31 protein-coding genes are annotated in these 24326 nt (G+C 41.5%); 18 read left to right on the forward strand and 13 right to left on the reverse strand.

Going from position 1 to position 24326, the window contains the following annotated elements; translation table 11 throughout:
* Window positions 1–159: 159 nt before the first annotated feature.
* Together metK and RMZ42_RS32850 are read right to left on the reverse strand one after the other, a co-directional pair.
* Entirely contained in the window at window positions 160–1434 is a 1275-nt protein-coding gene (metK, locus tag RMZ42_RS32845; RefSeq protein ID WP_322675355.1) for a methionine adenosyltransferase, read from the reverse strand.
* Window positions 1435–1693: 259 nt separating this feature from the next.
* Window positions 1694–2698, reverse strand: coding sequence for a phosphoribulokinase (locus tag RMZ42_RS32850; protein WP_322675356.1), 1005 nt, complete (start codon window positions 2696–2698; stop codon window positions 1694–1696).
* A 1220-nt stretch (window positions 2699–3918) separates the two neighbouring features.
* On the opposite strand from RMZ42_RS32850, the gene petH reads away from it, so the two are divergent.
* The 3 genes from petH to RMZ42_RS32865 all read left to right on the forward strand — a co-directional run bounded on the left by petH (window position 3919) and on the right by RMZ42_RS32865 (window position 8214).
* A complete protein-coding gene (petH, locus tag RMZ42_RS32855) occupies window positions 3919–5265 on the forward strand; it encodes a ferredoxin--NADP reductase (RefSeq protein ID WP_322675399.1) in 1347 nt (448 codons plus the stop codon).
* A gap of 128 nt (window positions 5266–5393) precedes the next feature.
* Entirely contained in the window at window positions 5394–6680 is a 1287-nt protein-coding gene (locus RMZ42_RS32860) for a homoserine dehydrogenase (protein WP_322675357.1), read from the forward strand.
* Window positions 6681–8073: 1393 nt separating this feature from the next.
* Window positions 8074–8214 (forward strand): hypothetical protein, encoded by a 141-nt coding sequence (locus tag RMZ42_RS32865; protein ID WP_322675358.1) that lies wholly within the window; start codon window positions 8074–8076, stop codon window positions 8212–8214.
* Window positions 8215–9348: 1134 nt separating this feature from the next.
* Here the strand turns inward: RMZ42_RS32865 and RMZ42_RS32870 are convergent.
* The 8 genes from RMZ42_RS32870 to RMZ42_RS32905 all read right to left on the reverse strand — a co-directional run bounded on the left by RMZ42_RS32870 (window position 9349) and on the right by RMZ42_RS32905 (window position 13302).
* Window positions 9349–10509: a site-specific integrase gene (locus RMZ42_RS32870; protein ID WP_322675359.1), complete on the reverse strand. Its 1161-nt coding sequence runs from the start codon at window positions 10507–10509 to the stop codon at window positions 9349–9351.
* 144 nt (window positions 10510–10653) lie between these two features.
* Window positions 10654–11007 carry a hypothetical protein gene (locus RMZ42_RS32875; RefSeq protein WP_322675360.1) on the reverse strand — a complete coding sequence of 118 codons (354 nt, stop codon included), beginning with the start codon at window positions 11005–11007 and terminating at the stop codon, window positions 10654–10656.
* On the reverse strand, window positions 10997–11536 hold the full coding sequence (locus RMZ42_RS32880) for a hypothetical protein (RefSeq protein ID WP_322675361.1): 540 nt from the start codon (window positions 11534–11536) through the stop codon (window positions 10997–10999). Before RMZ42_RS32880 ends, RMZ42_RS32875 begins: the two co-directional genes overlap by 11 nt.
* The gene (locus tag RMZ42_RS32885) at window positions 11518–11790 is read right to left on the reverse strand and encodes a hypothetical protein (RefSeq protein ID WP_322675362.1); all 273 of its coding nucleotides are present in this window, start codon (window positions 11788–11790) and stop codon (window positions 11518–11520) included. The genes RMZ42_RS32880 and RMZ42_RS32885 overlap by 19 nt, the downstream gene beginning before the upstream one ends.
* Window positions 11790–12302, reverse strand: coding sequence for a hypothetical protein (locus RMZ42_RS32890; RefSeq protein ID WP_322675363.1), 513 nt, complete (start codon window positions 12300–12302; stop codon window positions 11790–11792). The genes RMZ42_RS32885 and RMZ42_RS32890 overlap by 1 nt, the downstream gene beginning before the upstream one ends.
* A gap of 8 nt (window positions 12303–12310) precedes the next feature.
* Window positions 12311–12568, reverse strand: coding sequence for a hypothetical protein (locus RMZ42_RS32895; protein WP_322675364.1), 258 nt, complete (start codon window positions 12566–12568; stop codon window positions 12311–12313).
* Complete coding sequence (locus tag RMZ42_RS32900; RefSeq protein WP_322675365.1) at window positions 12555–13025, reverse strand: hypothetical protein; 471 nt, start codon at window positions 13023–13025, stop codon at window positions 12555–12557. The genes RMZ42_RS32895 and RMZ42_RS32900 overlap by 14 nt, the downstream gene beginning before the upstream one ends.
* Window positions 13000–13302, reverse strand: coding sequence for a hypothetical protein (locus RMZ42_RS32905; RefSeq protein WP_322675366.1), 303 nt, complete (start codon window positions 13300–13302; stop codon window positions 13000–13002). Before RMZ42_RS32905 ends, RMZ42_RS32900 begins: the two co-directional genes overlap by 26 nt.
* A 33-nt stretch (window positions 13303–13335) precedes the next feature.
* Here RMZ42_RS32905 and RMZ42_RS32910 point away from each other — a divergent pair, with 33 nt between their 5' ends.
* Both RMZ42_RS32910 and RMZ42_RS32915 read left to right on the forward strand, forming a co-directional pair.
* The gene (locus tag RMZ42_RS32910; protein ID WP_322675367.1) at window positions 13336–13560 is read left to right on the forward strand and encodes a hypothetical protein; all 225 of its coding nucleotides are present in this window, start codon (window positions 13336–13338) and stop codon (window positions 13558–13560) included.
* A 252-nt stretch (window positions 13561–13812) separates the two neighbouring features.
* Complete coding sequence (locus RMZ42_RS32915; protein ID WP_322675368.1) at window positions 13813–14016, forward strand: ribbon-helix-helix protein, CopG family; 204 nt, start codon at window positions 13813–13815, stop codon at window positions 14014–14016.
* Between the two features lie 226 nt (window positions 14017–14242).
* Here the strand turns inward: RMZ42_RS32915 and RMZ42_RS32920 are convergent, their stop codons facing one another.
* A complete protein-coding gene (locus RMZ42_RS32920) occupies window positions 14243–14608 on the reverse strand; it encodes a KGK domain-containing protein (RefSeq protein ID WP_322675369.1) in 366 nt (121 codons plus the stop codon).
* Window positions 14609–14705: 97 nt separating this feature from the next.
* On the opposite strand from RMZ42_RS32920, the gene RMZ42_RS32925 reads away from it, so the two are divergent.
* The 4 genes from RMZ42_RS32925 (at window position 14706) to RMZ42_RS32940 (ending at window position 16768) form a co-directional block, all read left to right on the forward strand.
* Window positions 14706–14933 carry a hypothetical protein gene (locus tag RMZ42_RS32925; protein WP_322675086.1) on the forward strand — a complete coding sequence of 76 codons (228 nt, stop codon included), beginning with the start codon at window positions 14706–14708 and terminating at the stop codon, window positions 14931–14933.
* A 41-nt stretch (window positions 14934–14974) separates the two neighbouring features.
* On the forward strand, window positions 14975–15199 hold the full coding sequence (locus tag RMZ42_RS32930) for a hypothetical protein (protein WP_322675370.1): 225 nt from the start codon (window positions 14975–14977) through the stop codon (window positions 15197–15199).
* 98 nt (window positions 15200–15297) lie between these two features.
* Window positions 15298–15993 (forward strand): hypothetical protein, encoded by a 696-nt coding sequence (locus tag RMZ42_RS32935; RefSeq protein ID WP_322675371.1) that lies wholly within the window; start codon window positions 15298–15300, stop codon window positions 15991–15993.
* A 61-nt stretch (window positions 15994–16054) separates the two neighbouring features.
* A complete protein-coding gene (locus tag RMZ42_RS32940) occupies window positions 16055–16768 on the forward strand; it encodes a hypothetical protein (protein WP_322675372.1) in 714 nt (237 codons plus the stop codon).
* 71 nt (window positions 16769–16839) lie between these two features.
* Here RMZ42_RS32940 and RMZ42_RS32945 read toward each other — a convergent pair whose 3' ends face one another.
* The gene (locus tag RMZ42_RS32945) at window positions 16840–17166 is read right to left on the reverse strand and encodes a hypothetical protein (RefSeq protein ID WP_322675373.1); all 327 of its coding nucleotides are present in this window, start codon (window positions 17164–17166) and stop codon (window positions 16840–16842) included.
* Window positions 17167–17242: 76 nt separating this feature from the next.
* Between RMZ42_RS32945 and RMZ42_RS32950 the strand changes: the two genes are divergently transcribed.
* Together RMZ42_RS32950 and RMZ42_RS32955 are read left to right on the forward strand one after the other, a co-directional pair.
* Window positions 17243–17440, forward strand: coding sequence for a hypothetical protein (locus tag RMZ42_RS32950; RefSeq protein ID WP_322675374.1), 198 nt, complete (start codon window positions 17243–17245; stop codon window positions 17438–17440).
* A complete protein-coding gene (locus RMZ42_RS32955) occupies window positions 17424–17690 on the forward strand; it encodes a hypothetical protein (protein ID WP_322675375.1) in 267 nt (88 codons plus the stop codon). The genes RMZ42_RS32950 and RMZ42_RS32955 overlap by 17 nt, the downstream gene beginning before the upstream one ends.
* Before the next feature lie 376 nt (window positions 17691–18066).
* On the opposite strand, the gene RMZ42_RS32960 is transcribed toward RMZ42_RS32955, so the two are convergent.
* Complete coding sequence (locus tag RMZ42_RS32960) at window positions 18067–18648, reverse strand: site-specific integrase (protein ID WP_322675376.1); 582 nt, start codon at window positions 18646–18648, stop codon at window positions 18067–18069.
* 218 nt (window positions 18649–18866) lie between these two features.
* On the opposite strand from RMZ42_RS32960, the gene RMZ42_RS32965 reads away from it, so the two are divergent.
* The 7 genes from RMZ42_RS32965 to RMZ42_RS32995 are packed head-to-tail and all read left to right on the forward strand — an operon-like array spanning window position 18867 to window position 24253.
* Window positions 18867–19202 carry a hypothetical protein gene (locus RMZ42_RS32965; protein ID WP_322675377.1) on the forward strand — a complete coding sequence of 112 codons (336 nt, stop codon included), beginning with the start codon at window positions 18867–18869 and terminating at the stop codon, window positions 19200–19202.
* A 2-nt stretch (window positions 19203–19204) separates the two neighbouring features.
* Entirely contained in the window at window positions 19205–19561 is a 357-nt protein-coding gene (locus tag RMZ42_RS32970) for a hypothetical protein (RefSeq protein WP_322675378.1), read from the forward strand.
* Complete coding sequence (locus RMZ42_RS32975; protein WP_322675379.1) at window positions 19545–20141, forward strand: hypothetical protein; 597 nt, start codon at window positions 19545–19547, stop codon at window positions 20139–20141. Before RMZ42_RS32970 ends, RMZ42_RS32975 begins: the two co-directional genes overlap by 17 nt.
* Window positions 20142–20143: 2 nt before the next feature.
* On the forward strand, window positions 20144–20722 hold the full coding sequence (locus RMZ42_RS32980; protein WP_322675380.1) for a hypothetical protein: 579 nt from the start codon (window positions 20144–20146) through the stop codon (window positions 20720–20722).
* Between the two features lies 1 nt (window position 20723).
* Window positions 20724–21047, forward strand: a complete 324-nt coding sequence (locus RMZ42_RS32985; RefSeq protein ID WP_322675381.1) for a hypothetical protein — start codon at window positions 20724–20726, stop codon at window positions 21045–21047.
* A 6-nt stretch (window positions 21048–21053) separates the two neighbouring features.
* Complete coding sequence (locus tag RMZ42_RS32990; protein WP_322675382.1) at window positions 21054–23402, forward strand: hypothetical protein; 2349 nt, start codon at window positions 21054–21056, stop codon at window positions 23400–23402.
* On the forward strand, window positions 23402–24253 hold the full coding sequence (locus RMZ42_RS32995) for a hypothetical protein (protein ID WP_322675383.1): 852 nt from the start codon (window positions 23402–23404) through the stop codon (window positions 24251–24253). The genes RMZ42_RS32990 and RMZ42_RS32995 overlap by 1 nt, the downstream gene beginning before the upstream one ends.
* Window positions 24254–24326: the final 73 nt, after the last annotated feature.

The following is a 24326-nucleotide window of genomic DNA, read 5'->3' on the forward strand; positions in this document are numbered from 1 at the left end:
TCCCCAGTCCCCAGTCCCCAGTCCCCAGTCCCCAGTCCCCAGTCCCTTGCTATATTTGTGGATATTCAGGTGGCTAGCAAAAAATGAGGGTATTGCTAACTTGTTAAGTTGCCAATACCCTCACGTAGATAAACTAAGTTTTTGTAGTAGCCTATAAGTCTAAGTTACTGCCTGAGCAACTACTGCCGAAAGTGACTCATTTGCTGCTTGCTTCAACAATTCGGCTTTATCGGTCTGTTCCCAAGGCAAGTCTAAATCAGCCCGCCCAAAATGACCGTAAGCCGCGACGTCCTGATAAAAACGTCCGCCTCGTTCACTTGGTAAGTTCCGTAAGTTGAAGGTATGGATAATCCCTGCTGGACGGAGTTCAAAGTGCTTGTTGATTAATTCCAGTAAGGTTTCTTCATCCACTTTGCCAGTACCAAAAGTATCCACTAGAATGCTTGTAGGTCGTGCTACACCTATAGCATAAGATAGCTGGATTTCAACTTTTTCTGCTAACCCAGCAGCGACAATATTTTTCGCTACATAACGAGCCGCATAAGCAGCAGAACGGTCTACCTTCGTGGGGTCTTTGCCAGAAAAAGCGCCACCACCATGTCGTGAATAGCCACCGTAGGTATCAACGATTATTTTTCGTCCTGTCAGACCAGAGTCTCCTTGAGGGCCACCAACGACAAATTTGCCAGTGGGGTTGACTAAAAAACGTGTTTCCTCATTAGGTTTAACGTCAATGTCGCCAAAAACAGGTTCAACCACTGCTGACCAGAGGTCTTGTTTAATTTTGGCTTGTACCGCCGCCTCATCCGTAATTTCCCCAATACTAGCTGTATGCTGAGTGGAAATTAGAATTGTATCAATACCTACTGGGCGTCCATCTTCGTAGACCACAGTTACTTGGGTTTTGCCGTCAGGACGCAGGTATGACAGTTCACCTGTTTTACGGACTGCTGCCAATCGGCGAGCAATGCGGTGGGCGAGACTGATGGGTAAAGGTGTCAGTTCTGGTGTTTCGTTGCTGGCAAAACCAAACATTATACCTTGATCGCCCGCACCAATTTTATCGAATTGTTCATCACTATCTTGTTCGCGGGTTTCTTGGGCGGTGTTAACGCCTTGGGCAATATCGGGTGATTGTTCGTCTAAAGCCAGCAGAACGCTGGTACTGTTAGCAGAAAAACCATTGTCAGCATTGGTATAACCAATTTCAGCAATTTTTTTTCGGGCGAGATTGACGAAATTTACATTAGCTTTGGTGGTTATTTCACCAGTGATTAGCACCAAACCAGTATTAACTACGACTTCAGCGGCGACACGACTGCTCGGATCTTGTGTCAATAGGGCATCCAGAATAGTATCAGAAATCTGATCGCAGATTTTATCTGGATGACCTTCGGTGACTGACTCAGAGGTAAATAAATATCGACGAGACAAAAGAAATTCCTCCATCAAGAGTTTTTTCGTTGACTAAATGTGAGTATTTAGTTCAACTACTAATTTCTGAAATCATAACAATATTTATACTTCAGTCGTTAGTATCTTCTTGATATTGATAAAAACCAGTAACTATAAGGTAAATATCCGTAAGTAAGATAAATGTATGCTAATTACTTTTCATTTTAAATGTATTTAATAACACAAAAAAAGGAGCACCCGAAAGCGCCCCACAAGCTTTGACACAAACACTGCTGCTTTAAACCTGAATCGCTAACTTTGCTTCTGTAGCTGTCAACCGCTCATAAGCAGCACGCATCTTCAAACCTGTAAGCACTTGGAAGAAACCAGTTCCATTATTGGAACCTGGATACTCGCGGTGCTGGAGTAACAAGTGAGTCAATTCACCCTGATATTTTGTGGATGTATTGCTGAGATGGGTTTCGATATAAATGACTTCTTCCAAATTGTCAAATTGACCATCCACCTCTAGTACTGAGACATAGCGACCGTAGTAAACATCTGAACCGTAGTACAGTTGCATACCAGGATAAGAACAGGTCAGCTTGCGTCCACAGGGAGTCCAATTGATTGTTGATCCTTCATCAAATAAGTAAGTTGGATCGAAGCCTTCCTTACCTTCCCGCTGGAGCATACGTACCCGTAAGACTCTACGTTCGGTATCATTTTTGATCAAGTTTGTGGGCAATACCTGAAGAACCACATCAGCAAATTCTCTTTGTGGTTCGATAAATTTATCAAAGTCAGGTTTGCGAGAATTAATTTGTGCTAACACATCTTCGTAGCGATGACCGCGTTCAGCCATATCTCGCTGGATTTTCCAGGCAATTTTGACCTCATCGCTAATGTCAAAATAAACACTGAAGTCGATTAGCGATCGCACCCGCTCATCATATAAAGGATGCAGCCCTTCAACAACTATAATATGATTCGGCTCTATCCGCTCTGGCGGATCGATCAAGCCGGTTTCGTGGTTGTAAATCGGCTTATCAATCGCTTGACCACTTTTGAGCGCTTTAATTTGCTCATACATCAGGTCAAAATTGTTTGCTCTGGGGTCTAGTGCCGTTATCCCCGTTTCTTTACGCTGTTTGCGATCTAGGGAATGATAGTCATCCAAGCAGATAACTGTCATTAACTCTTCACCAAACAAATCGATCAAACGACGCAAAAACGTAGATTTACCGCAACCAGAGTCTCCGGCTACTCCAATCAGTACCACGCGTTCCGGCTTACTTGTCATAAATCTCCTCTAAAATACTAAAGTTGTGTCAATAATTTTTCACACAGCAGATTCTGAAGCCAGGAGTTTACCCCTTTGGTTTATCCTGCGTTCTTGCTACCTAGCACATCTATAAGACACCAAGCAAGTAGACAACAAAGTAATTAAGTTGCTACTCGTCGGACTAGCCTGAATGTTGGTGCCGGTAAGTATTTAATCCTAGTGATATATTTGATTTTAACAGAAGGGGGTATCCCATACAAGATTGCTGTCAAGAAGAATTAACGTGGTTCCTCAATCATTTTTTTGTTAATTTAGTTGTTAATTTAAAAATGGGGATCGTTACTGCCCATCAGTGTTGCACCTTTATCTATCTGCTACTTGTGACTCTATAGAATCAAGCGTATAAGGTATAATTTATTATTGCAGCAAAATTGCTGCAAATTTTCTAATGTTCCTAAATTGTAATTTCTGCTCGACAATACTTAATATATTCAAAGCAAAAATCTATCCAACGAATGAGGAAATAACTTGCATTACCCAAATTATTGGCTGTAAATTTATGAATATGCTCGTATAGAAGCGTTGAGGTTATGGCAAAGTACTGATGCAAGGTTGACAGATTTTTCACATCAAGTGAAACTAATTACAGTTGCTGAAATTATGATTGTCTATCTCGTGATATTTGTGGCTGGAGTTGTCCTAGTTATGTAATTGTTCATAGATAGGTGATGAAGATAGCTAACAACATTCCAGAAGAGTAGTAGATTTGGAGAAGTAAAACCAATTGGAAGAAAACCTTCTTTTCTTGACATTCTCCGATTTAAACCCCTGGAGTAAGCAAGCACAAGGGAAGCTTGTGGAGGATAACTTCGAGCGGTAGCTTCCACCGATTGAAGTAACTCTCCGAGAATATCTACTATTGTGAGTCGATCGTAGGGTACTAAGGTAAAAAGCTATCTCCCTGATGGGGGTGGTAGTTAACGAAAAAAAGATTAAATTGATTCATTATTAACATTCTCCACAAGACTTATCCTTTACCTTAGAAGGTAAACAGGTGTGTTTTTGCTATACCTGCATGTCTTTGGTGAGTGTACTTAGCAAGGCATTAATTTAATGATGCCGTTTTTCCTTCAGGGCCAGTTTTGTGAAACGAAAATCCGGTAAACTAAAGCTGGCAAGGTAGGGGAATAGTTTTTTTTTGAAAAACGGTTAAGTAAATTATCGGAGTGGTAGAACGAATGTACAATCAAGGTGCTGTTGAGGGTGCTGCCAACACAGAATTAGGTAGCCGCATCTTCCTTTATGAAGTAGTGGGTTTGCGTCAGAGTGAAGAAACCGATCAAACTAACTACCCAATTCGGAAAAGTGGCAGTGTGTTCATCAGAGTGCCTTACAACCGCATGAATCAAGAAATGCGACGTATCACTCGTCTAGGCGGCACAATTGTTAGCATCCAACCCGTAACTGCTCTAGAGCCAGTTAATGGTAAAGCCTCACTTGGGAATGCTAATAGCGTTGTCAGCGAGTTAGCGACATCTGGGGAAACTGCTAACAGTGAAGGGAATGGTAAAGCCACACCTGTAAAAGCTGATAGTGAAACCAAAAGTTTTGCTAAACCACCAGCTGAAGAACAGCTCAAGAACAAGGACAAGAAAGGCAACACCATGACTCAAGCGAAAGCCAAAAAAGACCACGGTGACGTTCCTGTTAACACTTACCGTCCCAATGCTCCGTTCATTGGCAAGGTAGTATCTAATGAACCACTAGTCAAAGAAGGTGGTATTGGTATTGTTCAACACCTGAAATTTGACATTTCCGCCGGGGATTTGAAGTATATAGAAGGTCAAAGTATTGGGATTATTCCACCAGGATTAGACAAGAACGGCAAGCCAGAAAAACTTAGACTCTATTCCATCGCCTCAACTCGTCATGGCGATGATGTGGATGATAAGACAGTATCACTGTGCGTCCGCCAATTAGAATATAAGCACCCGGAAACTAGCGAAACAGTCTACGGTGTTTGCTCCACACACCTGTGTTTCCTCAAGCCAGGGGAAGAGGTAAAAATTACAGGGCCCGTGGGTAAGGAAATGTTGTTACCCGACGATCCTGATGCTAATGTCATCATGATGGCAACCGGAACAGGTATTGCCCCCATGCGAGCTTATCTGTGGCGTCAGTTTAAAGATGCGGAAAGAGCAGCTAACCCAGAATACCAATTTAAAGGATTCTCTTGGCTAATATTTGGTGTGCCGACAACTCCAAACCTTTTATATAAGGAAGAACTGGAAGAAATCGAACAAAAATATCCTGATAACTTCCGCCTCACTCCTGCCATTAGCCGCGAACAAAAAAATCCTCAAGGCGGTAGAATGTACATCCAAGACCGCGTAGCAGAACATGCTGATGAATTGTGGCAGTTGATTAAAAACGAAAAAACCCACACCTACATCTGCGGTTTGCGAGGTATGGAAGAAGGTATTGATGCAGCCTTAACTACTGCTGCTGCCAAGGAAGGCGTAACCTGGAGTGATTACCAGAAGCAACTTAAGAAAGCTCATCGCTGGCACGTAGAAACATACTAAATTAGTCATTAGTCATTAGTCATTTGTCATTAGCAAAGGACGAAGGACAAATGACAAAGGAAGCAGGATAATCAGTAGGTAGGGCAAACGCTCTACCTACAATTGTTATTGGTTAAATTGGGTGCAAAATGGGTGTGAAACTAGGAATACTGGGATTAGGCACCGTGGGAACGGGAACAGTGCAGTTGTTGCAAGATAGTGCTGGGCGTCACCCATTGTTGCAAGAGATAGAAATTTATCGGGTGGGAGTCCGATCGCTAGATAAACCCCGTGCAGTAGAATTGTCTACGGAAGTAATAACAACAGATTTAGAATCTATTGTCAACGATCCGGCGGTAGATATAGTTGTCGAGGTGATGGGTGGATTGGAACCGGCGCGATCGCTCATTCTCAAAGCTTTAAGTAATGGTAAGCATGTAGTCACAGCCAATAAAGCAGCGATCGCCCGCTTCGGAGCAGAAATTTTCACAACTGCCAATCAAGCAGGCGTATACGTGATGTTAGAAGCCGCCGTGGGTGGTGGTATTCCAGTGATTCAACCTTTAAAGCAATCTTTAAGTGTTAACCGAATTCATACTGTAACAGGCATCGTTAACGGTACAACAAACTACATCCTGACGCGGATGCAAACAGAAGGCAGCAACTTTAATGATGTCTTAGCTGATGCCCAGCGCTTGGGTTATGCTGAGGCTGATCCCACTGCTGATGTGGATGGCTTAGACGCAGCTGATAAAATTGCCATCCTGGCATCATTAGGCTTTAGTGGACGCATCAACTTACAAGATGTTTATACTGAGGGCATTCGGCAAGTGAGCAAAACAGATATTGCCTACGCCGAAAAATTGGGATTTGTGATTAAATTGTTAGCGATCGCTAAACGTGATACTCCCTCATCTTCCCTCTCTGTCAGAGTTCATCCTACTTTAGTGCCTCAAGCCCACCCTTTGGCTAGCATCAACGGCGTTTACAATGCCATTCTTGTCGAAGGAGAACCTATAGGGCAAGTAATGTTTTTTGGCCCCGGTGCTGGTGCTGGTGCGACTGCTAGTGCTGTCACTTCGGATATTTTGAATTTAGTTGCTGTCCTCAAAACTAATACAGCAGTTACAAATCCATTATTAACTTGTGGGCATCAAGAATACTGCCAAATTGCGCCGATGGCAGAATTGATAACTCGATTTTACGCCCGTTTCCTCACCAATGACCAACCCGGAGTTATCGGTAAATTGGGTACTTGCTTTGGTAACTATGGCGTTAGCTTAGAGTCAGTTGTCCAAACAGGCTTTCAAGGGGAACTAGCAGAGATTGTGGTTGTCACCCATGATGTACGCGAAGGCAATTTTAGGCAAGCTTTGGCAGAAATTCAGAATTTAGAAGCGATCGAAAGCATTCCCAGCTTACTGCGCGTACTTTGAGATTAATGTTTTAGCGATCAGTGTTGAACTAGAAGCATAGGTTTTTAGCTTTAAGGTGCGATTGCTGTGACTTTACCGGAGGCGATCGCGCTAATTTTAGATTTGACTGGGGAAGGTAAACAAGTAATAGATTAACGTGAGTTCGACGGCTCTAAAAACCCCTCTCCAAACCTCTCCCCCTGTGGGCTATCCATTACCCGGATCTTTCTCAACATTTGCGAGAGTATTCACTCGCGTTTCTTACAACCCTTATTCGTATGTTGTTAATTCTCAATAAAAACCTAATTTTAGCGAGAATATTAAGAGCCAAGTTGTGAAGTATGCCTCACACCTCAGTGTTTAAGATGCCTACAAAACAAACGTTTAAAGATTGTAAAGAAAGATGTGACTAATGGATAGTTTTTTTCTTCTGGAGGGGATTTTATTGCTTTTTTGGCATTTTTTGACTCAGCGATCGCATAACTAGCAACTTGGGTTATTAGAGGATAATTGCAAGTAACACCATACCCAGAGCATTGACTCTGGGATTTTTGATTACGTGAATAGTGAGATGTGTCTGGTGCGCTCTACAGTAAGGAGTTTTATTCTTTATAGAGGACACTTGACACAGTAAAAATTAGAATAGACAACCTTTTTTGGGAAGGTTGCCTATCGATAGCTATCTGAGATAATCTGAGAACAACAATTTAATTTCTAAGTCTCTGGTTAGTCAAACTAGCTAGGGACTTTTTATTGCTTGTCATTCTGTGATTTTCCTAAATAGCTAGCTATTAGAATTGTACAGACGTTGATAAAAGCCAATCTTGCATCGGAGTTATGAAAAGAAAATCCAAAAAGAGCAAAATAAGAAGTGACTGCTAAAAAATGAGGTACACGGTCAATATAATTGAACTGCTGTTTTCGACCTGATGCAAAACTAAGGTTTTTGACTAGTGAATCGAAAATTTTCATTAGACGTATTGAAAAATAGATTACGCCTAACATAATCTATCTATATATCATTAACAACAGTACACCACAACCGTATAGATGCTTAATTCAATGTGTAATTATCCGCGTATAGTAACTTAGTATAAATGCTTATATAATATTATACGTACAAAATTATCTGTAAAAATCGTTGCGATTAGTACAGCCATTTTTTTGAAAAAACGAGGGAATTAATCGCACTTTTGAAGGCTGTAAGTATTGTAAATCAAGGATTTTTTTTGGGGTATGTATAGGGGTGAAAGAATAAACTGTCAACTAAAATGTGTAGTTTGTATCATGTATCACATACGTAAACTACCCAACCACCAAAATTAAACAATCTTTACAACTTACTAGTAGCTAAATAGTCAAAGATAGCTAAAATTGCTATAGTGCATTTGTTCTACTATTAAGTACTTCTACTATGGCTAAGAAAAATCTCGGTGATGACTTTAGCTTTAAAGGTTTAGATGATTTTAAGTGGAAAAACCCTAAACCTAAGCCAGTGAAATTGATTCCAAATTTACCAGCCCCATTACCACCATTACCAAAGATTAAACCCTAAAATTTTATCTCTTAACCCTAAGTATTGATTGCTAGGGTTTTGATTTGAGGATAAAATACGTAGAGATTTGATTATGTCAGGTGCGCTCTATAGTGGGAGTATTTTATTCTATAGATGACACCTGATGCAAAGGGCTATAACCTTTACTGTATGAAGGTTATGGTGATTTAGTTAATTTTGTTGAATATCAAGCAAATAGATACCTGGTACAGCAAACTTTAAGTTATCTAGATACTTAATCAGTGTTACTTTATACTTGTTTAGACTTTATTAACCATCAAGATTAAAGCATTAAAGATAGAACCTTTTGTCAGATAAAGGCGCTCCATAGGATGAGATAGAATTTAGCCTGCTGACGGGGTTTTCCGTAGAGAGTTTTGTTACAAATCTATTTTCTAACAGTTATGTCTTCTTATTAATTAGGAGTCCCATTTCCTTTAGACTCCCTAACAAGCATAAAAAGTTGCATTAAAATATATTGAAGTATGCAAAGTGTGCAGTTTTTGTATACTAAAGTGTATACCTATAAAGATAGGTGATAGCACTCTAACGCAGAGACAGCACTATTATAAAATCAAATTGGTCCACAAAATATTAAAAAAGTCAAGTTTGGTATAAATTATATTAAAAATTTTCTAGCAAGTTTTTAGGAATTATCAGAGACAAATTTTATAAATGAGTTATAACCAAAAATTATATTAATAAGTTTGACATATAATTTTTCTGCATTCCAGCTATCCGTTGCAATTCTGTCTCATAAGTTAGATTGGTTTTATCCCGTGAGAGAAAACTGAGAGAAAATTTGGATAGTTGGAAGTGGGTGACGAGGGATTTGAACCCGCAACCAATAGATTAAGAGTCACCGTCTCATCAGAATCGCAATGCAAAAATCCAGCAAGCTAGCTGCTAGTTGATTCAAGTTTAAATTTGCAGATTTAAACTAAAGCCGATCTCCGAACGGATTAGTCCAAGGGTTTTTTCGTGTATATTCAAATGGAAATTTGTAGTACATCTTATTTTCGAGTCTCCACCTAAAACTACTCAGCAATACTGATTTCAGTTTTCCTCTGTACACAATGCAGTAAACTCTACGACCTTTTGCGGTGTAATCATTTCTAAGTAGTGTGATCATTTTCAAATAAGTTCTGGTGGCAGGGGGCGATCGCTTTTATTTATCGCCAAGTCAAAAGCTCTTTGGTGATGTTCGGCGTTGATCCATGCGTGGTAGAGGTTGCTGTGAACTGACAGACTGTGCCCCATCTGCTGCGCTGCAAGTGTTATATCAATTCCATACTCTAGAGTGCGAATAGCCCAAGCATGACGCAGATCGTAAACCCTAAATTGTAAACCGTCATTTCGTCTAAACCTTTGAGTAACAGTTCTGCCAATTGCAGAATTACTTCGATTTAAATTGATGTCGGGGATTTTGACATTTTGCAACCCAAATGAATCAAACCACTCTGGATGGAAAGGCCAGATTTTTCTATAACCAGTCTTTCCAGCGAGGACGGTAATAATTTTATTCCCTGCTCGTAACTGCTCTAAATCTAAGAAAAATACTTCATGATTTCTCAATCCGTAAGTGGCAAGCATTCCAAATATCCACTGCCACTTCGCATCGACTAAATTTGAATGGCATTCAAGAATTAATTTATCTGTCGGCAGACTACGGATCTGTCTACTTCTATAGCCATAGCTTCCTGAATAAGAACTAGGATTAAAATCAAGGTCAGCGAATTTAGCTAATAATCGCAGTGTCAGACAAAATCGTTTCCGGGTTCTAGTATCTGGTGTGGTTGTTAAAATGGCTTGCTTTAGTACTTCAGCATTAAGTATTTCGTGTTGAGGCAGTGTTTTAAAAACTGTCTGATATTCAACCTTCCATGTACTTTCTGTTTTAAAGTTACGTTGCCTTTTCTCAAAATAATCTTTCTCGAATTCTTGAATCAATTCACCAATAGTTTTCACTTTACTATTCTGTGGTTCTGATTTTAAATAATCGTTCCAATCAAAGGTTTTAGTATCGAGTCTCAGCCTGAGAAGCTTACCTTCCTTCTCAGCAAGTTTTACCCCGTCGAGGTTAGCGACAGTAATATTTATTTTTTGTTGATGCCAGCCGTTTTTTAATGCCAAAGGTTTTGGGGGAAGCGTTGCACGCAAATAAAGCCTGCTGCCAATTTGTTCAATTTTGATGCCGTAAATACGGAGTCTTCCGTTAGCCTCCTTAAGAGCGTGTTCAATATTTTTCATGAAATTTCCATTAAAAATCCATCCCAAAATGAAGTAGGTTTTCATCTACTTCTCATTGGGATAAATTCACTTGCTTTCAGTTAGTGGTTTCGTGCGACAGTAAAGGCTTAGAAGAGTGGATCAGACATTGACTTAATTACTTCTAGCGATGAATAACTTGCGATCGCACTCCTCCTGCCGCGATCGCTTTCAATTTTTGAACGGCTCCATAACTCTGCCAGCAATCCCAGAAATAAAGCCCAGTGACACGCCACACCAGACATAGGAAGGTCTAATAAACATAGTGGCAATACCAATAACACCAGACCAAAACAGACCTGTTGCCAATATCTTCAATCCTTTACCCTGTTCATGGCTGTTGAGGGATTGGGCTATGATCTGCGAATTCTCGGCAAGTATCCGCGAGTTCTCTAGTGAGGTAGTAATTTTGAGAATATCCGCTTGGCATTCGCGCTCAATTCGCGCGATCGCATCTCGATCTGCCTTGACTGGAGACGATGCCATCTTGACAAGCGCCAAACTTAGCACTTCGTTACCATCCATTCCTCTGTCCCTCCTCTAAAATTTGCTGCAACAGACGCTCTGCTTCGTCCCACTGACGGCCCCCCATTCTGAGAATTTGCTCGATAACATAGGTCTTACCTTTTACTTCCAAAAGCGACTTAATCGCCAGATAGAAGACTTTCTTTTGGTTGGCGGAAGTGGAAGTTTCTTCAGTTCGATCCGCGCTCGGCTCTTTGTACAAGTGTTCCAGGCTGGTTTTTAATTCCCGATCGACTTCCGGGGGGTAAGTTGGTGCATCGCTATAGCTTTCGTAAAGCGCTTGCTCTTGCTGCTGGGTATGCAGTGCAAATTCTGTTTGCTCTAGCTCTTGGTTCATCGCGCTTAGTGCTGCACGTCGGGCATCCTGTACAATTAGCCGCCGCGACTCACCGACAAGTTGCACTGATGCAACAAGCGCCAAACTGTAGCTAATTCCCTTGGCTATATCGGGAACTGGAGAAAGTGCAGTTAACCAAAAAGCTGTTGCACCAGCTAGTAAGCAGTTGGTTCTTAACCACCTATCAACCATGACAGCATCCCTCCCAAGACAATCGAAACTGCGATCGCAATCAGCAAAGCATAATAATCATGCTCAGATAACTTGAGAAACTGTCTCACCGCGTCATCAGTGAGCAGTGCAACGGCTAACCCGACGAAAGACATAATATAGACAACCCACATCACACGGAATAAAGCAGGATGCAGCGCCCCTAGCCAAGCCACTGAGCTAGAGGCGATACAGCCCAGAAGGAACCAAGCCCCCAGGTGTACCGCCTTTGCCATTAGTATTTTTCCTTGATTTTGGCTTTCAGTTCGTTAATGCGCTGCTGTGCCTTGTTTTCAGCGCGATCTAGACCAAAGCCCAGTTTTGCATATTCAGGTCGTAGCGTATGCAAATGCCTTGCAGTGGACGCGTCAGACCGTTTTTTGGTCAGTTCGCTGTCAGCAACTTCCTTGATGTACTTACGATGCTCACGGTGTACCTGTGCATCGGATTGCTCAAGAGTTTTGAGCGATTTGTAGGCGCGTTTAGCCTGACGCGCTTCTTGTTTCTTTTGGGCTGCATAAGTTTTAAGTGCATCAGCCTCAGATTTGGTGTAGTACCGGGGTGTATCGTTGATAGCTGCTGATCTGACAGTCTCCCAAGCTCCCGCGTTCACTGGGTTGATAACGGTTGGGTCTGTGGGGGCTAAGACCTGATTTTTATCAATCCCGTGGCCCCCGGTGGAGAGGGACGATTCATTACTCTTGCTGCTGGACTTTGCAGCGCTGGTAATTCGTGCAAGGATTCCCATGTTTACTCCTATCTATTGCAAACTTGATTTTTGACCTTCTCAAGCTGTTGGCTTTGCGCTTTCATTTCGCGTAACTGCACTTGATCCGCGCTCTGATAAGTGGAGATTGCACCCATACTTAAACCGGCGACTAACGCAGCTGCAAGCATGACTAAGAATGCAGCAAGATTATTCCCGGCTGGTGCGGGTTCTGGATCGGGAACTGGGTAAAATTCCCCAGTGAACGGGACAATTTTGCTGGTGCGTTGCTGTTTAGTCTGTTTCATCTCCTCCCTCTAAGAGTCTTGGCTGATATGTGGGTAAGAGTAGATGCTCAGTTCCGGCGTTGATGGCAGCGCGGACTGATAGTTGCACTATTTGGCGTTGTTCTGGTGTGGGATTGTCCCGCATCTGCTTGATGCGTTGCAAAGTTCGCCCCGGTAGCAGTCGCCAATATTCGTTGGCGAGTCGCTGTGCATCTTCCTCTAACAGCGACTCAAGTAAATCGGGTGCGTCGGATTCTGCATCAATTTCTGCATCGTCATCTGTTGCAGTTTTCGATGCACGCCGACTCTGCAACAGTTCAATTCCCGCTTCAGTCCAAAGATTTTGCTTGTGATCGTCCTTGACGACATGAATCTCAAACTGGAACACTGAAGGATATCGGGTTAACCAACTGCGGATCGTGCTTTCTGGGATGTTGGTTAACTTGGCTGCTTCAGGAGTGGTGTACAGGTTCTGCATTCTGCCCCCAGCGCACTTGAGAAACAATCGCTTCCATTACTCCTGCCTGGTCAGAGAGTGAGAGCTTATCTCTCATGTCTTTTGCGATCGCAAAAATTTCACCCCGAACATCTCCGTCTAGCTGGCAACCAATATGTGATGCCAAGACGGTCAGGATAACCAGCTTTTCTCGCTTGGACATTTTCTCGAACGTGCTGCCGTACTCCTCTTGAACTGTTTCTAAAAGTGAGTTGTCGCCTGGGGTATAAGCCGTGTAGTAGCCTAATGGCTTAGACATTGGTAAAATCTCCTACATATTAAATACGAAGCATTGTTGATCGGCGATCGCAATCCTTACCTGGCTGCGATCGCCTTTTTAATTGATTTCTGTTACATTCACGCTGTTCTCCCTTTCAACGTTATTTTTGAACCGACCAAGTTGAGGATATCCAGGGTACTTTGCTCTGGATTTTTAATTGCACTGCTAACCCTGCGACGCTACGACTTATGGGTGAATACAGTTGTCATTAATACACTCAGCATGGATGAAGGCTAAGTACTACTAACTGCTAACCCTGCGACGCTACGACTTATGGGTGAATACAGTTGTCAGTTGTCAGTTGTCCGTTGTCAGTTCCCCCTAGCAGGTCTTTGCATTGCCTCAATGGCGGTAGGCTGCTATCTCTACTAATTTGTGCGAACATCGAAGTGTTTACCCATGTGATAAATTAATGCTAGCATTACATGGGGAAAACAAGCAAGGTTAACACGGGTAAAATAGAGGTGGTTCACATGGGTAATGAAATTAATGGGACGAAAAGCCAAAACCGCCGTTCATGGCATGAAAAAGAAAGATGTGACAGTAACTCTTACGCCAGAAGGTGTAGAAATGCTGGATATCAAAGCAAATCTGCTAGGAATCAGCCGCAGCGAGTTAATAGAACGCATTGCCAGGGGTCAAGTTACCTCAGATTCGGAAGCGAAGCGGATGGGGGAGTTATTGACAACCTGATCGAGGAATATCGCGATCAGGTAGCAATAAAAAAAGCAAGTATTAGAACCCTTGAACTCGAAATTGAACAACTAGAATCTCGTATTCAGAATTTTGAAGCGGTTCAAGCTCAATTTAGCCATCAACTTCAAGAGGCATCATAAAAGCCGTCCTGCCTACTCCGGCAAGGACGGCTTATTCATGGGTATGTCGCCTACTACCTTTTTAGCAGGCGACGCATCTGTGATTATTGGGTGTCTAATTGCGATCGAAGGTCAGCTAATGGTGACTGCGGTTTGTCGTCTTCTCTAGGGAAATCTTTAAAAAAAGACTTTGGGTCGTCAGGGACAAATTCTAGCCGAATACGAAATCGTCCCTTCTGCCAACCTCCCCCTTTAGTACGCAAAATCTCGCACTCGCCCCCTTTTTCAGTAAACCAAGGGTTTGTATCTCTCATGTCCTTAGATCCCCAAGAAGACAGGAAACTCATCATTTCACTTAACTTAGTCATCCTCTCTTTCAAACCGAACCAACTTCCATAAACAGAGACAACATCATCCTCGCTCAATCCCAACTCACCATCAGGATCTAACCCAAATTTTTTGACACTCATTTCGACATTCTCTTTCGGTAAACGACATGGCGGATCAAGCTACCAACTTCATCCGCCTTCCCTAATCTTTCCCACAGACCAACCAATAAGGAAACCAATGATCAGAGCTAAATTCACCTGCCAGCAAAATACTTTCAACCACGAAACCCAGACAGCCACAGTTATTCTTACCCCGGTAACTAGCAACCCGCCCAGTGCAGAAAACGAGGCTTTCTGGAAAGCGACACCAGCCGGTCGAATTGAACTCCAAATCACCAACCCAGAGGCAGCCTCTCAGTTTTATGTAGGGTATGACCTTTACGTTGACTTCACCCCTGCTAGATAGTGCGATCGCCACGAATGACTAATGACTAAGGACTAAGCACTATGCACTATGTTTACAAAGGATTTCGAGCGATGATTCTGCCCGAAATGGAATCCACAGAATCAAGATTAGCTCGTGGCGATTGGCGTTCTCAAATCGTGGGATACAGATACACTGCTCGTTACAGAGGCAGAATCAGTTTTTGCGTTGATAGCCCACTGCCTACAGTAGACGATGCAATTACCGATTTTCAAAACCGGATCGACGCAATCTTAGACAGTCTTTAGGCGAATGAAAAAAACCAAAAAGCCACCGTTAGATTTAGCGATCGTGGTGGCTCCTTGAAAAGTAACTAATAGAACTTAGCTAAGTAGCTAATAGTATTATGCCAGAAAATTCATCAAAAAATTCACTTCCTTGGACGGAAGAACACGAAGCATTCTGCTACAAACATCATATTTGCCCTGCTGCCAAATCGCTTTGGCAATGGCTAATGAGACAGGGTGTAATAGCTGAAGAAGTAGAACCAGATTTATCAGAATTTAATGCCACCGTAGCTAAAGCAAGAGGTAAAGGATACTCCCATAATTACCTCAAAAAGATATTTGATACTCTTGTAGAACACAGAGTTATCCAAGTCGTTAAACAGTACAGTTGGAAGATATTTAAGTTACTTGTAAGACCCCTCGAATGGTTGAAGCCACCGAGAAAGAAGCGAGAAAAAAACTTACAAAACCATAATTTAAGTTACACTTCACCCACTTCAAATGATAAACCTGCCGTTCCGAGTGATATACAGCAGCAGCATTCTAATTCCGATATCAACTTAGAGACTTTGGCTGAGAACGGTATACATTTTGACTCTTCTGAAAAAGAAGTTCTTGAACGTCCAACCAATGAGATTAAGTTGGGACTTTTAATGTTTAATCTCCGTGGTGGTTTAGATAAAATTCTTAATCCAGAAGGTTTTATACGGCGATGTTTGCGTGAGCGATGGTGGGAGTTCCCCCGCAACTACAATCTTTTACTTTCCATGTTTGGGAACTCTACAGAGTGGGATGAATTATTCCCCTCTGGTTAATTCATCTGTATAAAAAAACGGCCGCTGTAACGGCCGCCAATTCTATTACTTCAAAAATATTATGAAACATAATTCTGATGTGCCAGGGCAATTAGCATTATTCGCTGTTGCACCAACTTTTGAAAAAAGCACTACCATTCACGATCCTTACTGGGATGAAGTAGAAATTGCTCCCGAACATCCCGATCCAGAAACCAGATGGAATCCTGCTGACTTTGGGGAAGTACCTTATAAAAGCGACAACGGACAACTGACAATTTTCTTTGACGATAGCAACGAGCCACCAGAGCCAGACGACTATTTAAACCGGGATGATTACTCGCTTGCTTGGGAGAAGTGGGAGTCAGCCCGTGTTCGGGAGCAGAATACACAGGTTTCTGTATTAGTCAGTGAAGACTCGGAAAAAATCGGGGGCGATCGCCTCCCTTTTGTTCGGGAGCATGATACACAACAAGCTGCTCCCGAACACAGTATATTGTCAGAACCTTGCTCCCCTGCTCCCGAACATACTCATTGGGTTGAGAAGTACTGGGTTAAACGTGGCAACAGCAAACATAACTATTACCGTTACTGCTGGATGTCCGGGAGAAAAATTCACCACTGTCATATTTTGGGTGGCAGTACAGCATCACCACTGGCTATCCAGCGCCGGGGAGTTGTGGAAAGTGCGATCGCAGATGGTAAATTACCATTTGAGATAAAAGACTTGATCCGAGGCTGGAAGAATGAATCGCCCCCCATGCCCAAGATGTCACCAAACAAAGCTAATTTTTAAAAACGGTAGCTATAAATTGTCTGACAACACCCTAGTCCAAAGGTGGTTTTGTCAGCGATGCCGCAAAAGCTTTAGTCCCGCAACAGATCGGGAGACTCCCGCAGCAAATTCTGAAGCTTCCGCAGCTCGTCCCAGGTACGAGCGCTAATGTCTGGTTTTGCACTCATCTGTGTAGAGCGGTAATTCTTGTTTCTCCAAGCGATGTAGCGGTCAATTATTTGTAAGAAATCCCCTATCAGCACGGGGATTTTTTCGGACTCATTAGTTAACAGTTTGGAGTCAACAGCCCTAGCGTAAACCGAAATGTTGTCTTTGAGTGCTACGGGGACTCGAATCGTTGTTGTCTTGCCACTGCGCCAGCTGCTACCTGATTTCCAGGTTGTAGGATTTCGTCCCATGATTAGTTTGAATTGCCGTGTAACACGGCAATGGTATCATTTCTCCATTCCCTCTTCCCCCAATATCCAATGCCTAATGGCCAGATCAAAAAATAATAACTTCCGTCTTTCCCTAAGCGAAGACAAAACAGTTGTACAGTTGACTGTTAGCGCGTCGTCACGGGAAAAAGCAATTGAATTATATGAAAAGCTTGAACAAGCGATACTTGAAATGATGCGAGCCGATCTAGAGCTTGACTGGCAAGAAGACAACCCAGATGCAAGCCAGGAGTAAAGTTTTTCCCAATGCCCAATGCCCAATGCCCAATATGACCAACCCACATCTCGGCGGCGATGCCCTCAAGCACCTTGAAGAAATAATCCCCGATACCCATGAAATGCGCCTAATTGGTCTAATTGAGGCCTGCAAAATAATCCAAGTCGATCTCAATCTCGGCAGAATTGATACAGCTATTGAGTTTTTGGCGTTTGCGATCGCCGAAGCAGAAAAGCCAATGAGCAATAGTGTCAAGGATTCTCAATAAGTAGAAGCTGCGCCGGGGCCATCCAATAATGGGGTAAAACCATTTATTTATCGTGGGTATCTTGCTTAAAAGCAAATTTTTTATTGGGAGTGAATTTCATTAAGCCTTCAATTCTCAATAAAAAGCGATCACACAAATAGGATAAAGTGCGATCGTGCAAGTAAATCCAATGCAGTGGAATAGGTGTTATCAACCCAGTCCAGCTTATCCGCCCTGGCTGTGATTTGTCACAGATTTGGATAGACCCGATCCACTTCATCCCATGCCTGATTGGTCAGATTCTCCAATGCCATCGCCAAGTACACAGGATGATCGTAATGTCCGTGCTGCAAGCGCTCGAAGAAGATTTCGATTTGGAGGAATAGGAGGTTGGGGTTCATAGAGTTGCGATCGCGCCTTTCAATTGGTCAGCTGCAATATCGATATAGCGCTCTAAAGACTTCATATCCTTGTGACCAGTAATTCTTTTGATCGTTGCCAAGCTGACACCGTTATTGTGCAGGTTGGTCACAAAACTTCTCCGTGTGCTGTGAGTGCTAACGCCTTTGCTTGCTAACCCAGCCTTCTCAACAGCCCTAGTAAGAATATCGTAGGCATTGCGCCAGCACATAGGTTTTGAAAAGTCTCGTCCAGGAAAAAGCCAAACACTATCCTTATCAGGTTTGTAATGCTTTAGCTGCTCAAGCAGTAGATCGTGGATCGGCACTTGCCGAGTTTCACTACTTCCATCTGGACTTTTCTTTCGAGTAGTAGCTCTAAAAGTGATTTCTGAGTATGGATTGCCGTTAGGATCGTAAACATCCGAGACTTTTAGTTGAATTAAAGCCCCCCAGCGTTCGCCGGTATACCAGCCTAAGCCAAAAAGGATTTTGTACTTTTCATCTAGAATTTGTCTGCGGATTTTAGAATATTCATCATTGGACAGTGTAGCAGCTTGTCCATTTCTATTATTTTTCATTTAACAATCCAATTTCGCGTGTTCCACTTTTACTTTGACTAAGGATAAAAGTGGAATTTACTTTATATCTGCTACTAGCAAATATGCGCTCTATTCTATTAACAGTAATGCTTTCAGGGAATCAGCAGATATACCACTTTTACATAAAAGTGGAATATTTACACTTTTTTTGTTAAGCCATACAACGGATTTATTCACTTCAATAAAAATCCGCTTTTATGGCAGAAAGAACCATCACCGAAGTATTTGGTGCAAACGCTTCTCAAACAGCCACTGACCTTGTAATCAAAAAATCCGATTTGGCATCAGTGGGACTAACAGCATCATCAAGCAATACTGCTGAATCTCTGCTGCTAGCAATTGTATTGAAAGGTCAAGAAACTCTAACAGAGACTGCACGCGAGACAAATATTGACCAATCAGTTGCTATTACTGACGGTTTTAGTCCAAGTATTACGACTCGAAATAATGCTATCTACCTCAGAAATACCGTCTCCGTAGAAGTGGACAAACTTCTAACTGGTGCAGATGTGATTGACCCTGACGATTACTAATCATGCAAGCACTAACCCTTCAAGAATTATTCGGTGCTAGTGCTTTTCAAACTGCTACTGAATTAGTGATTAAAAAATCTGATTTGGTAGCAGTGAAACTGACTGCCACAGCGAATAATCGCGCTGAACAATTGCTAGTTGCAATCCTGTTGCAAGCACTAAGCGCTTTTCAAGGATATTTGATTGATGAAAACGGCAGTATCATTACTGACGAAAATAACACCCCAATTAGATATGACAATCGGCAGTTGTATGAACTTTTAGAAATGTTCCGTTGGGATGCCTACGCTAAAGAGCGAAATAACCAAATTTATCTAACAGAGACAATTGTTATAGAAAGTTATGTTCCGGCAGATTAAAGATTTAGGGCAAGAGAAGTTAGTTCCAGACAATACCGATATAATCCCAATTCAAGAGGAGGATGGGACAACTAGACATATACAAAGAAGTAATTTTCTTTCAGGGCTTCAAGCAATTGGTGGGGCTGATTCGCAATTCATTCAAATCCTGGAAACACAAGTATCAGGGACAGAAGGCGGGAACGCGACAGCAGGCGCTTGGACAAAAAGAAAATTAAACAATATTAGAAGCGATGAAACCGCATTGGTAACTATTTCTAATAATGAATTTACGCTCCCTGCGGGCATTTACAATTTTAATTTGCTATCCCCATTTTATCGCACTGCTACTACTAGGATTCGGCTCAGAAATATTAGCGATAATGCAATTATTGCCACTAGTATTTCAATTTATCCTGGGGCGGGGGTAGACATTCAATGCTTGGCTGAGTTGCAAGGGAAGTTTACTATAGCTGCGAATAAATCCCTAGCTATTGAATATCGAGCATTTAGGAATCAAGATTCTGCATCTCTTGGATTAAGTTCTGGTTGGGGAATAGAAGAGATATTCACAGTAATTAATTTATTCAAGGTAGGCTAAATATGTATTGTGAAGGAGCTACAAAAGGTATAGTATTTTTTACTGATAAAGGGATAGATAAAAAAATTGAGGTAAAGAAAACTCCATTTAATGTATCTTGTAATCCTGTCGATGAACGTGGTAGGGGTGGTACAGCAATTTATACTTATAGCTGTTCAAATCCTGCACCTCAGTGCCAAAATCAAACTAGAGAGATAGCATTGTATGAGCATGAATCTTTGCTTTTTAAAGCTGTAGCAGATAATGCTGGATACGATGGGAATCACTACGATCTTTACGCTACTAGCAGCCAAGGTGAGCGTTTGCTATTAGCTAGTTTCAGTACAGGCTGTGGATTGCCTACCATATCAAATAAAAAATTCACCCCTAATGGTAATGACGGTTTAGTAGTAAAAGATTCTAACAATAACAATTTATATATAGTTGCAGTTTCTGAGTGCAAATACTCTATTAGTTGTGATGAGGATTGCCCACCAGATAGCCATAAATGCACCCATAATAAATACCCAGGATATTGTTGTGTGCCGTGCAAGGGAGTCGGCGATCGCCTAAAAAACATTGCAAACAAGGTGAGTCGATAATATGGCAGAAATTTGCAAAGATATTGACGCGGGACTTATCGCTTTAAATGCTGCAATAAACAAACTAAACAGTAACCTCAGTGGATTAGATAAACGACTAAAAAATCTTGAGCGTAACTCTAATTCTGGCAATGATAACAGCGACAGTGGGCTAGAGAAACGGGTTATTAAATTAGAAAATGATGTCTTAGAACTAGGTGGAGTAGTAAAGGATATCATCGACGATCTCAAGGATTTGCTAGACGCTGCTACAGAACACACCGAAACTGCCAATCAAGCACAAGGCATATTCTCATCAATTATCGATTTCTTTGTGAACGAGTAACCGATTATGGCAGTCTCTCAACAAATATCTCCTAGTGCTTTAAGAGCATACAAATTATCAAAATACGCTAATGGTCAGCCAGGAAAAATGTTACTCGAAGCTAAAAGGGCAAGAAGAGTAACATCTCAATTCATGTCGAAAAGCGGTGCAAAAGAAGCAGCTAAAAAAATGAAAGCTCTCAAAAGCACTGCTGCTAATGCCAAAAAAGTTGCAGATGCCACAAAAAAAGCTTCTGACATCGCTACCAAAGTAAATGAAGTACTCCTTAAAAATATACCTGGTAGTGCTGTTCTGGATAAAGCATCTCGTGTCGGTGGCATTCTGGGAATTTTGGCAGCCATTGGAACAGTAGCTTTACTCAAATTTCAAGAGGGTATAAATGATGGTATTTTTGATAGTTTTGATAGGTTTAGTAATGACCTAACAAAAGTCAACACAACAGCAGTACAGAATGGATTAAAACTTAAAACACTTGATACCAAGATACAAAAATTTGAAAAAGAGTTAAACGCTAACGCTAAAGATTATTATCAGCTAAATAAACAAACTGAAACTATCGCCAAAAATGCAGTAGATGCTAAAAAACAGAGCAACGATGCATTGTATGAAACGCGGGAAGGCAGGAAAATACTAACTGGACTGGCGGAAGCCGCGAGAAAACTAGGAAATGATGCTTTGTACGAAGCACGAGCAAACAAGCGCGAAATTGATTCAAAAATCACATCAATTCAGCAACAGATTAGTAAAATTTCAATAGACACTAATCAAAAGTTTCAGCAGCAAGTACAAGCAACAATTCAAAATATCCAAAAAGGACTAGTCGAAGCTAAGGCACAAGCAAAAGTTGCTACTGATACTGTTAATGTACAAGCAAAAGCGATCGGCACTGTGCAGACTGCAATCAAAACAGTTGACACGAAAATAGTTGATTTAAAAAATTCTGTTGTTCAAATAATTAACAACAAAACTCAGCCGCTAGAAATTAAACAGCAAGAATCAGACCAAAAAACAAAGGTAGTACTTACCACAATTGAAGGGACAGTGGCAGGACTTAAACAAACTTATCAGCTATCTTATGAAGCTCAAGCTGCTAAATGGAATGCTGATTTAATGAAGCTCCAAGGAAAAGTTGGGGACATTGAAACAGTAACAAGTTCCAGTAGTTACAAGTCTGCAACTGCTGATTTAACTAAGGATGTAAACCAACTAAAACAGGATGTTCCTAAGCTAAAAAGTGATATTGAAACTAACAAAGCCGACATTAACAAAATTGATACAAGACTCAAGGATCAAGAAAAAGTGAATAGTGCAGCACTACCAAAGCTTGACCAAATACTCGGAATACTGCCTCTAATACCAGCACGCGCAGCCGCAGAAATTAGACCAAGTATTCCAACAATTCCACAGATAGAGACTGCCGCAGCTACAGGAACGTGCCGAACAACTCAGCCAGGAGGTTGCATGAATCGGGCACTCAATGACAATGCAACAGGCATCGTCAACAACAACAATACTAATGCAGCCAATATTTTAGATGCTGTGAACACTGGTGCTAATGCTGCACTCCTGGCAGGGCAAGAGACTATCTTACAAAGATTAGGCGACCAATTACCAGGTGGTATTGGCGGGAAACTATCAAGATTTGCAGAATGGATGCACCTTGATAGAGTACTAAATATTATGATTCTCGCTGCAACTATTCATAATGCCTTGATGTTATCGAATGACATCGGGCAAACATTGCTAGGAGCAATCAACAATGTCTTACAACTAATAGGATTAAAAAAAGAAGATGGTAGTAGCTTTGATTTAGGCTCTGTAATTAGTGGGACAATTGAAAATTTAATAAAAAGTGCGATTGGAGATGATAATTACACTAATTTAAAAGAGGCTTGGGCTAAAGCCAACCGCATTTACCAAGCGACTACCAACGTCATAAATAGTTTTTTGAATTTATCTCAAACTATTTTACAGGCATCTGAATTAATAGCTGCTCACACAGGAAAAATCGGAAACGCTTTAAAAAAAGGTGGGGTTATCCTCGAAAACGCTTATGGATGGATGAATCCTCAGCCAAAGTTTAATCGTGTCACACAATTTTTAGAAGGATTGCAAAATGGTGCAAGCACTATCCAAATGGTGACTCAAGCACCTCTTGATGTAGTAAATGCGGTGACAGAAACAACTACGGCAGCAACCGAATTCGTGAAAGCAGTCAAAGAAGACGATAAGCCCGAAAACAAAGCTACACCCACACCAGAACCCGACGAATTAAAAGCTAAGGAACAGGTAAGTAAAGCTAATTCACAGCCCAATCCGTTTGATTTCTTTGATTTATTTGATGGAGAAGACTAATGGCAGAATTACCTGATGATTTTGATCCATTTGAACATTTACAGCAAACTTATAAAACGGAATTCAATCGACGGGTAGATAGATACTTTAAAGATGTTGAGGGCAACGGTGATTTATCTGGGGTTCGTCCATCTTTAAAATTAGCTTGTCGGATTTCGGATAACGACAATGACGCCATGATGAACATGCGTCATAATCTTTTTTTTAATGTAATCGGTTATAGCAGAAAAAATTTAGCTGTAGTTTATGGCTCAAAATTTGATACTGCTCCTCCGGTCGCTGGGCATCCACAATTATTTTTATATTTCTCCCAAGATGGCGCTGCGCAACCAACAGATGAACCATTACTTGAACATGAAAAAAGTTGCAGATTGATGAACTTTTCATGCTCTAGTGGAGGTGTCAAACCTGCTATTGCTAAATCTGATATGGTAGCAATTGCCCAGGAAATAAAAACTTTATTTTTAGATAATAAAAGAGGTATTACTTATACTTGCGGCAATAAATCAGCATCCTACACAGATCCAGAAAATGGTTTTCCGAAAGGAAATTATATTTTAGTAAATTCTAAAGCTGATGCCGAAAACATATATGAGAAGATGTGCAATGCAATTGATGTACCTTTCAAGGGAGCATCGCATATACTTCTAAACGACCCCGACAAAGCCAGTACCACCACTGCGACAGCTGGTAAAACAACTATTCTGGGGAAACAAAGAAACAACAAGCGTTACAGACCTATAGCTATACTCCGGTTTAGATACGCTTACATCTCACTGGGTAATTTGATCCCTCCAGTATTCCTCATTGACACCACGCTGAGAAATCCATCTCTAGTAGAGTGGCTGTGAAATTTGGTCGGGAAATTCGTCTGAAACCTATTAGGTTTCGGTACAACGGATAACGTTAAAAACTAGCCTATGT

This window comes from Nostoc sp. DedQUE05, assembly GCF_034530955.1.
Classification (GTDB): domain Bacteria; phylum Cyanobacteriota; class Cyanobacteriia; order Cyanobacteriales; family Nostocaceae; genus Nostoc.

Bases quoted from the DNA above. Each gene is read 5' to 3' on its own strand.
- RMZ42_RS32850 (WP_322675356.1), bottom strand. From the start codon at position 2,698: ATGACAAGTAAGCCGGAACGCGTGGTACTGATTGGAGTAGCCGGAGAC.
- petH (WP_322675399.1), top strand. From the start codon at position 3,919: ATGTACAATCAAGGTGCTGTTGAGGGTGCTGCCAACACAGAATTAGGT.
- RMZ42_RS32860 (WP_322675357.1), top strand. From the start codon at position 5,394: ATGGGTGTGAAACTAGGAATACTGGGATTAGGCACCGTGGGAACGGGA.
- RMZ42_RS32865 (WP_322675358.1), top strand. From the start codon at position 8,074: ATGGCTAAGAAAAATCTCGGTGATGACTTTAGCTTTAAAGGTTTAGAT.
- RMZ42_RS32870 (WP_322675359.1), bottom strand. From the start codon at position 10,509: ATGAAAACCTACTTCATTTTGGGATGGATTTTTAATGGAAATTTCATG.
- RMZ42_RS32875 (WP_322675360.1), bottom strand. From the start codon at position 11,007: ATGGATGGTAACGAAGTGCTAAGTTTGGCGCTTGTCAAGATGGCATCG.
- RMZ42_RS32880 (WP_322675361.1), bottom strand. From the start codon at position 11,536: ATGGTTGATAGGTGGTTAAGAACCAACTGCTTACTAGCTGGTGCAACA.
- RMZ42_RS32885 (WP_322675362.1), bottom strand. From the start codon at position 11,790: ATGGCAAAGGCGGTACACCTGGGGGCTTGGTTCCTTCTGGGCTGTATC.
- RMZ42_RS32890 (WP_322675363.1), bottom strand. From the start codon at position 12,302: ATGGGAATCCTTGCACGAATTACCAGCGCTGCAAAGTCCAGCAGCAAG.
- RMZ42_RS32895 (WP_322675364.1), bottom strand. From the start codon at position 12,568: ATGAAACAGACTAAACAGCAACGCACCAGCAAAATTGTCCCGTTCACT.
- RMZ42_RS32900 (WP_322675365.1), bottom strand. From the start codon at position 13,025: ATGCAGAACCTGTACACCACTCCTGAAGCAGCCAAGTTAACCAACATC.
- RMZ42_RS32905 (WP_322675366.1), bottom strand. From the start codon at position 13,302: ATGTCTAAGCCATTAGGCTACTACACGGCTTATACCCCAGGCGACAAC.
- RMZ42_RS32915 (WP_322675368.1), top strand. From the start codon at position 13,813: ATGGGACGAAAAGCCAAAACCGCCGTTCATGGCATGAAAAAGAAAGAT.
- RMZ42_RS32920 (WP_322675369.1), bottom strand. From the start codon at position 14,608: ATGAGTGTCAAAAAATTTGGGTTAGATCCTGATGGTGAGTTGGGATTG.
- RMZ42_RS32925 (WP_322675086.1), top strand. From the start codon at position 14,706: ATGATCAGAGCTAAATTCACCTGCCAGCAAAATACTTTCAACCACGAA.
- RMZ42_RS32930 (WP_322675370.1), top strand. From the start codon at position 14,975: ATGCACTATGTTTACAAAGGATTTCGAGCGATGATTCTGCCCGAAATG.
- RMZ42_RS32935 (WP_322675371.1), top strand. From the start codon at position 15,298: ATGCCAGAAAATTCATCAAAAAATTCACTTCCTTGGACGGAAGAACAC.
- RMZ42_RS32940 (WP_322675372.1), top strand. From the start codon at position 16,055: ATGAAACATAATTCTGATGTGCCAGGGCAATTAGCATTATTCGCTGTT.
- RMZ42_RS32945 (WP_322675373.1), bottom strand. From the start codon at position 17,166: ATGGGACGAAATCCTACAACCTGGAAATCAGGTAGCAGCTGGCGCAGT.
- RMZ42_RS32950 (WP_322675374.1), top strand. From the start codon at position 17,243: ATGGCCAGATCAAAAAATAATAACTTCCGTCTTTCCCTAAGCGAAGAC.
- RMZ42_RS32955 (WP_322675375.1), top strand. From the start codon at position 17,424: ATGCAAGCCAGGAGTAAAGTTTTTCCCAATGCCCAATGCCCAATGCCC.
- RMZ42_RS32960 (WP_322675376.1), bottom strand. From the start codon at position 18,648: ATGAAAAATAATAGAAATGGACAAGCTGCTACACTGTCCAATGATGAA.
- RMZ42_RS32965 (WP_322675377.1), top strand. From the start codon at position 18,867: ATGGCAGAAAGAACCATCACCGAAGTATTTGGTGCAAACGCTTCTCAA.
- RMZ42_RS32970 (WP_322675378.1), top strand. From the start codon at position 19,205: ATGCAAGCACTAACCCTTCAAGAATTATTCGGTGCTAGTGCTTTTCAA.
- RMZ42_RS32975 (WP_322675379.1), top strand. From the start codon at position 19,545: ATGTTCCGGCAGATTAAAGATTTAGGGCAAGAGAAGTTAGTTCCAGAC.
- RMZ42_RS32980 (WP_322675380.1), top strand. From the start codon at position 20,144: ATGTATTGTGAAGGAGCTACAAAAGGTATAGTATTTTTTACTGATAAA.
- RMZ42_RS32985 (WP_322675381.1), top strand. From the start codon at position 20,724: ATGGCAGAAATTTGCAAAGATATTGACGCGGGACTTATCGCTTTAAAT.
- RMZ42_RS32990 (WP_322675382.1), top strand. From the start codon at position 21,054: ATGGCAGTCTCTCAACAAATATCTCCTAGTGCTTTAAGAGCATACAAA.
- RMZ42_RS32995 (WP_322675383.1), top strand. From the start codon at position 23,402: ATGGCAGAATTACCTGATGATTTTGATCCATTTGAACATTTACAGCAA.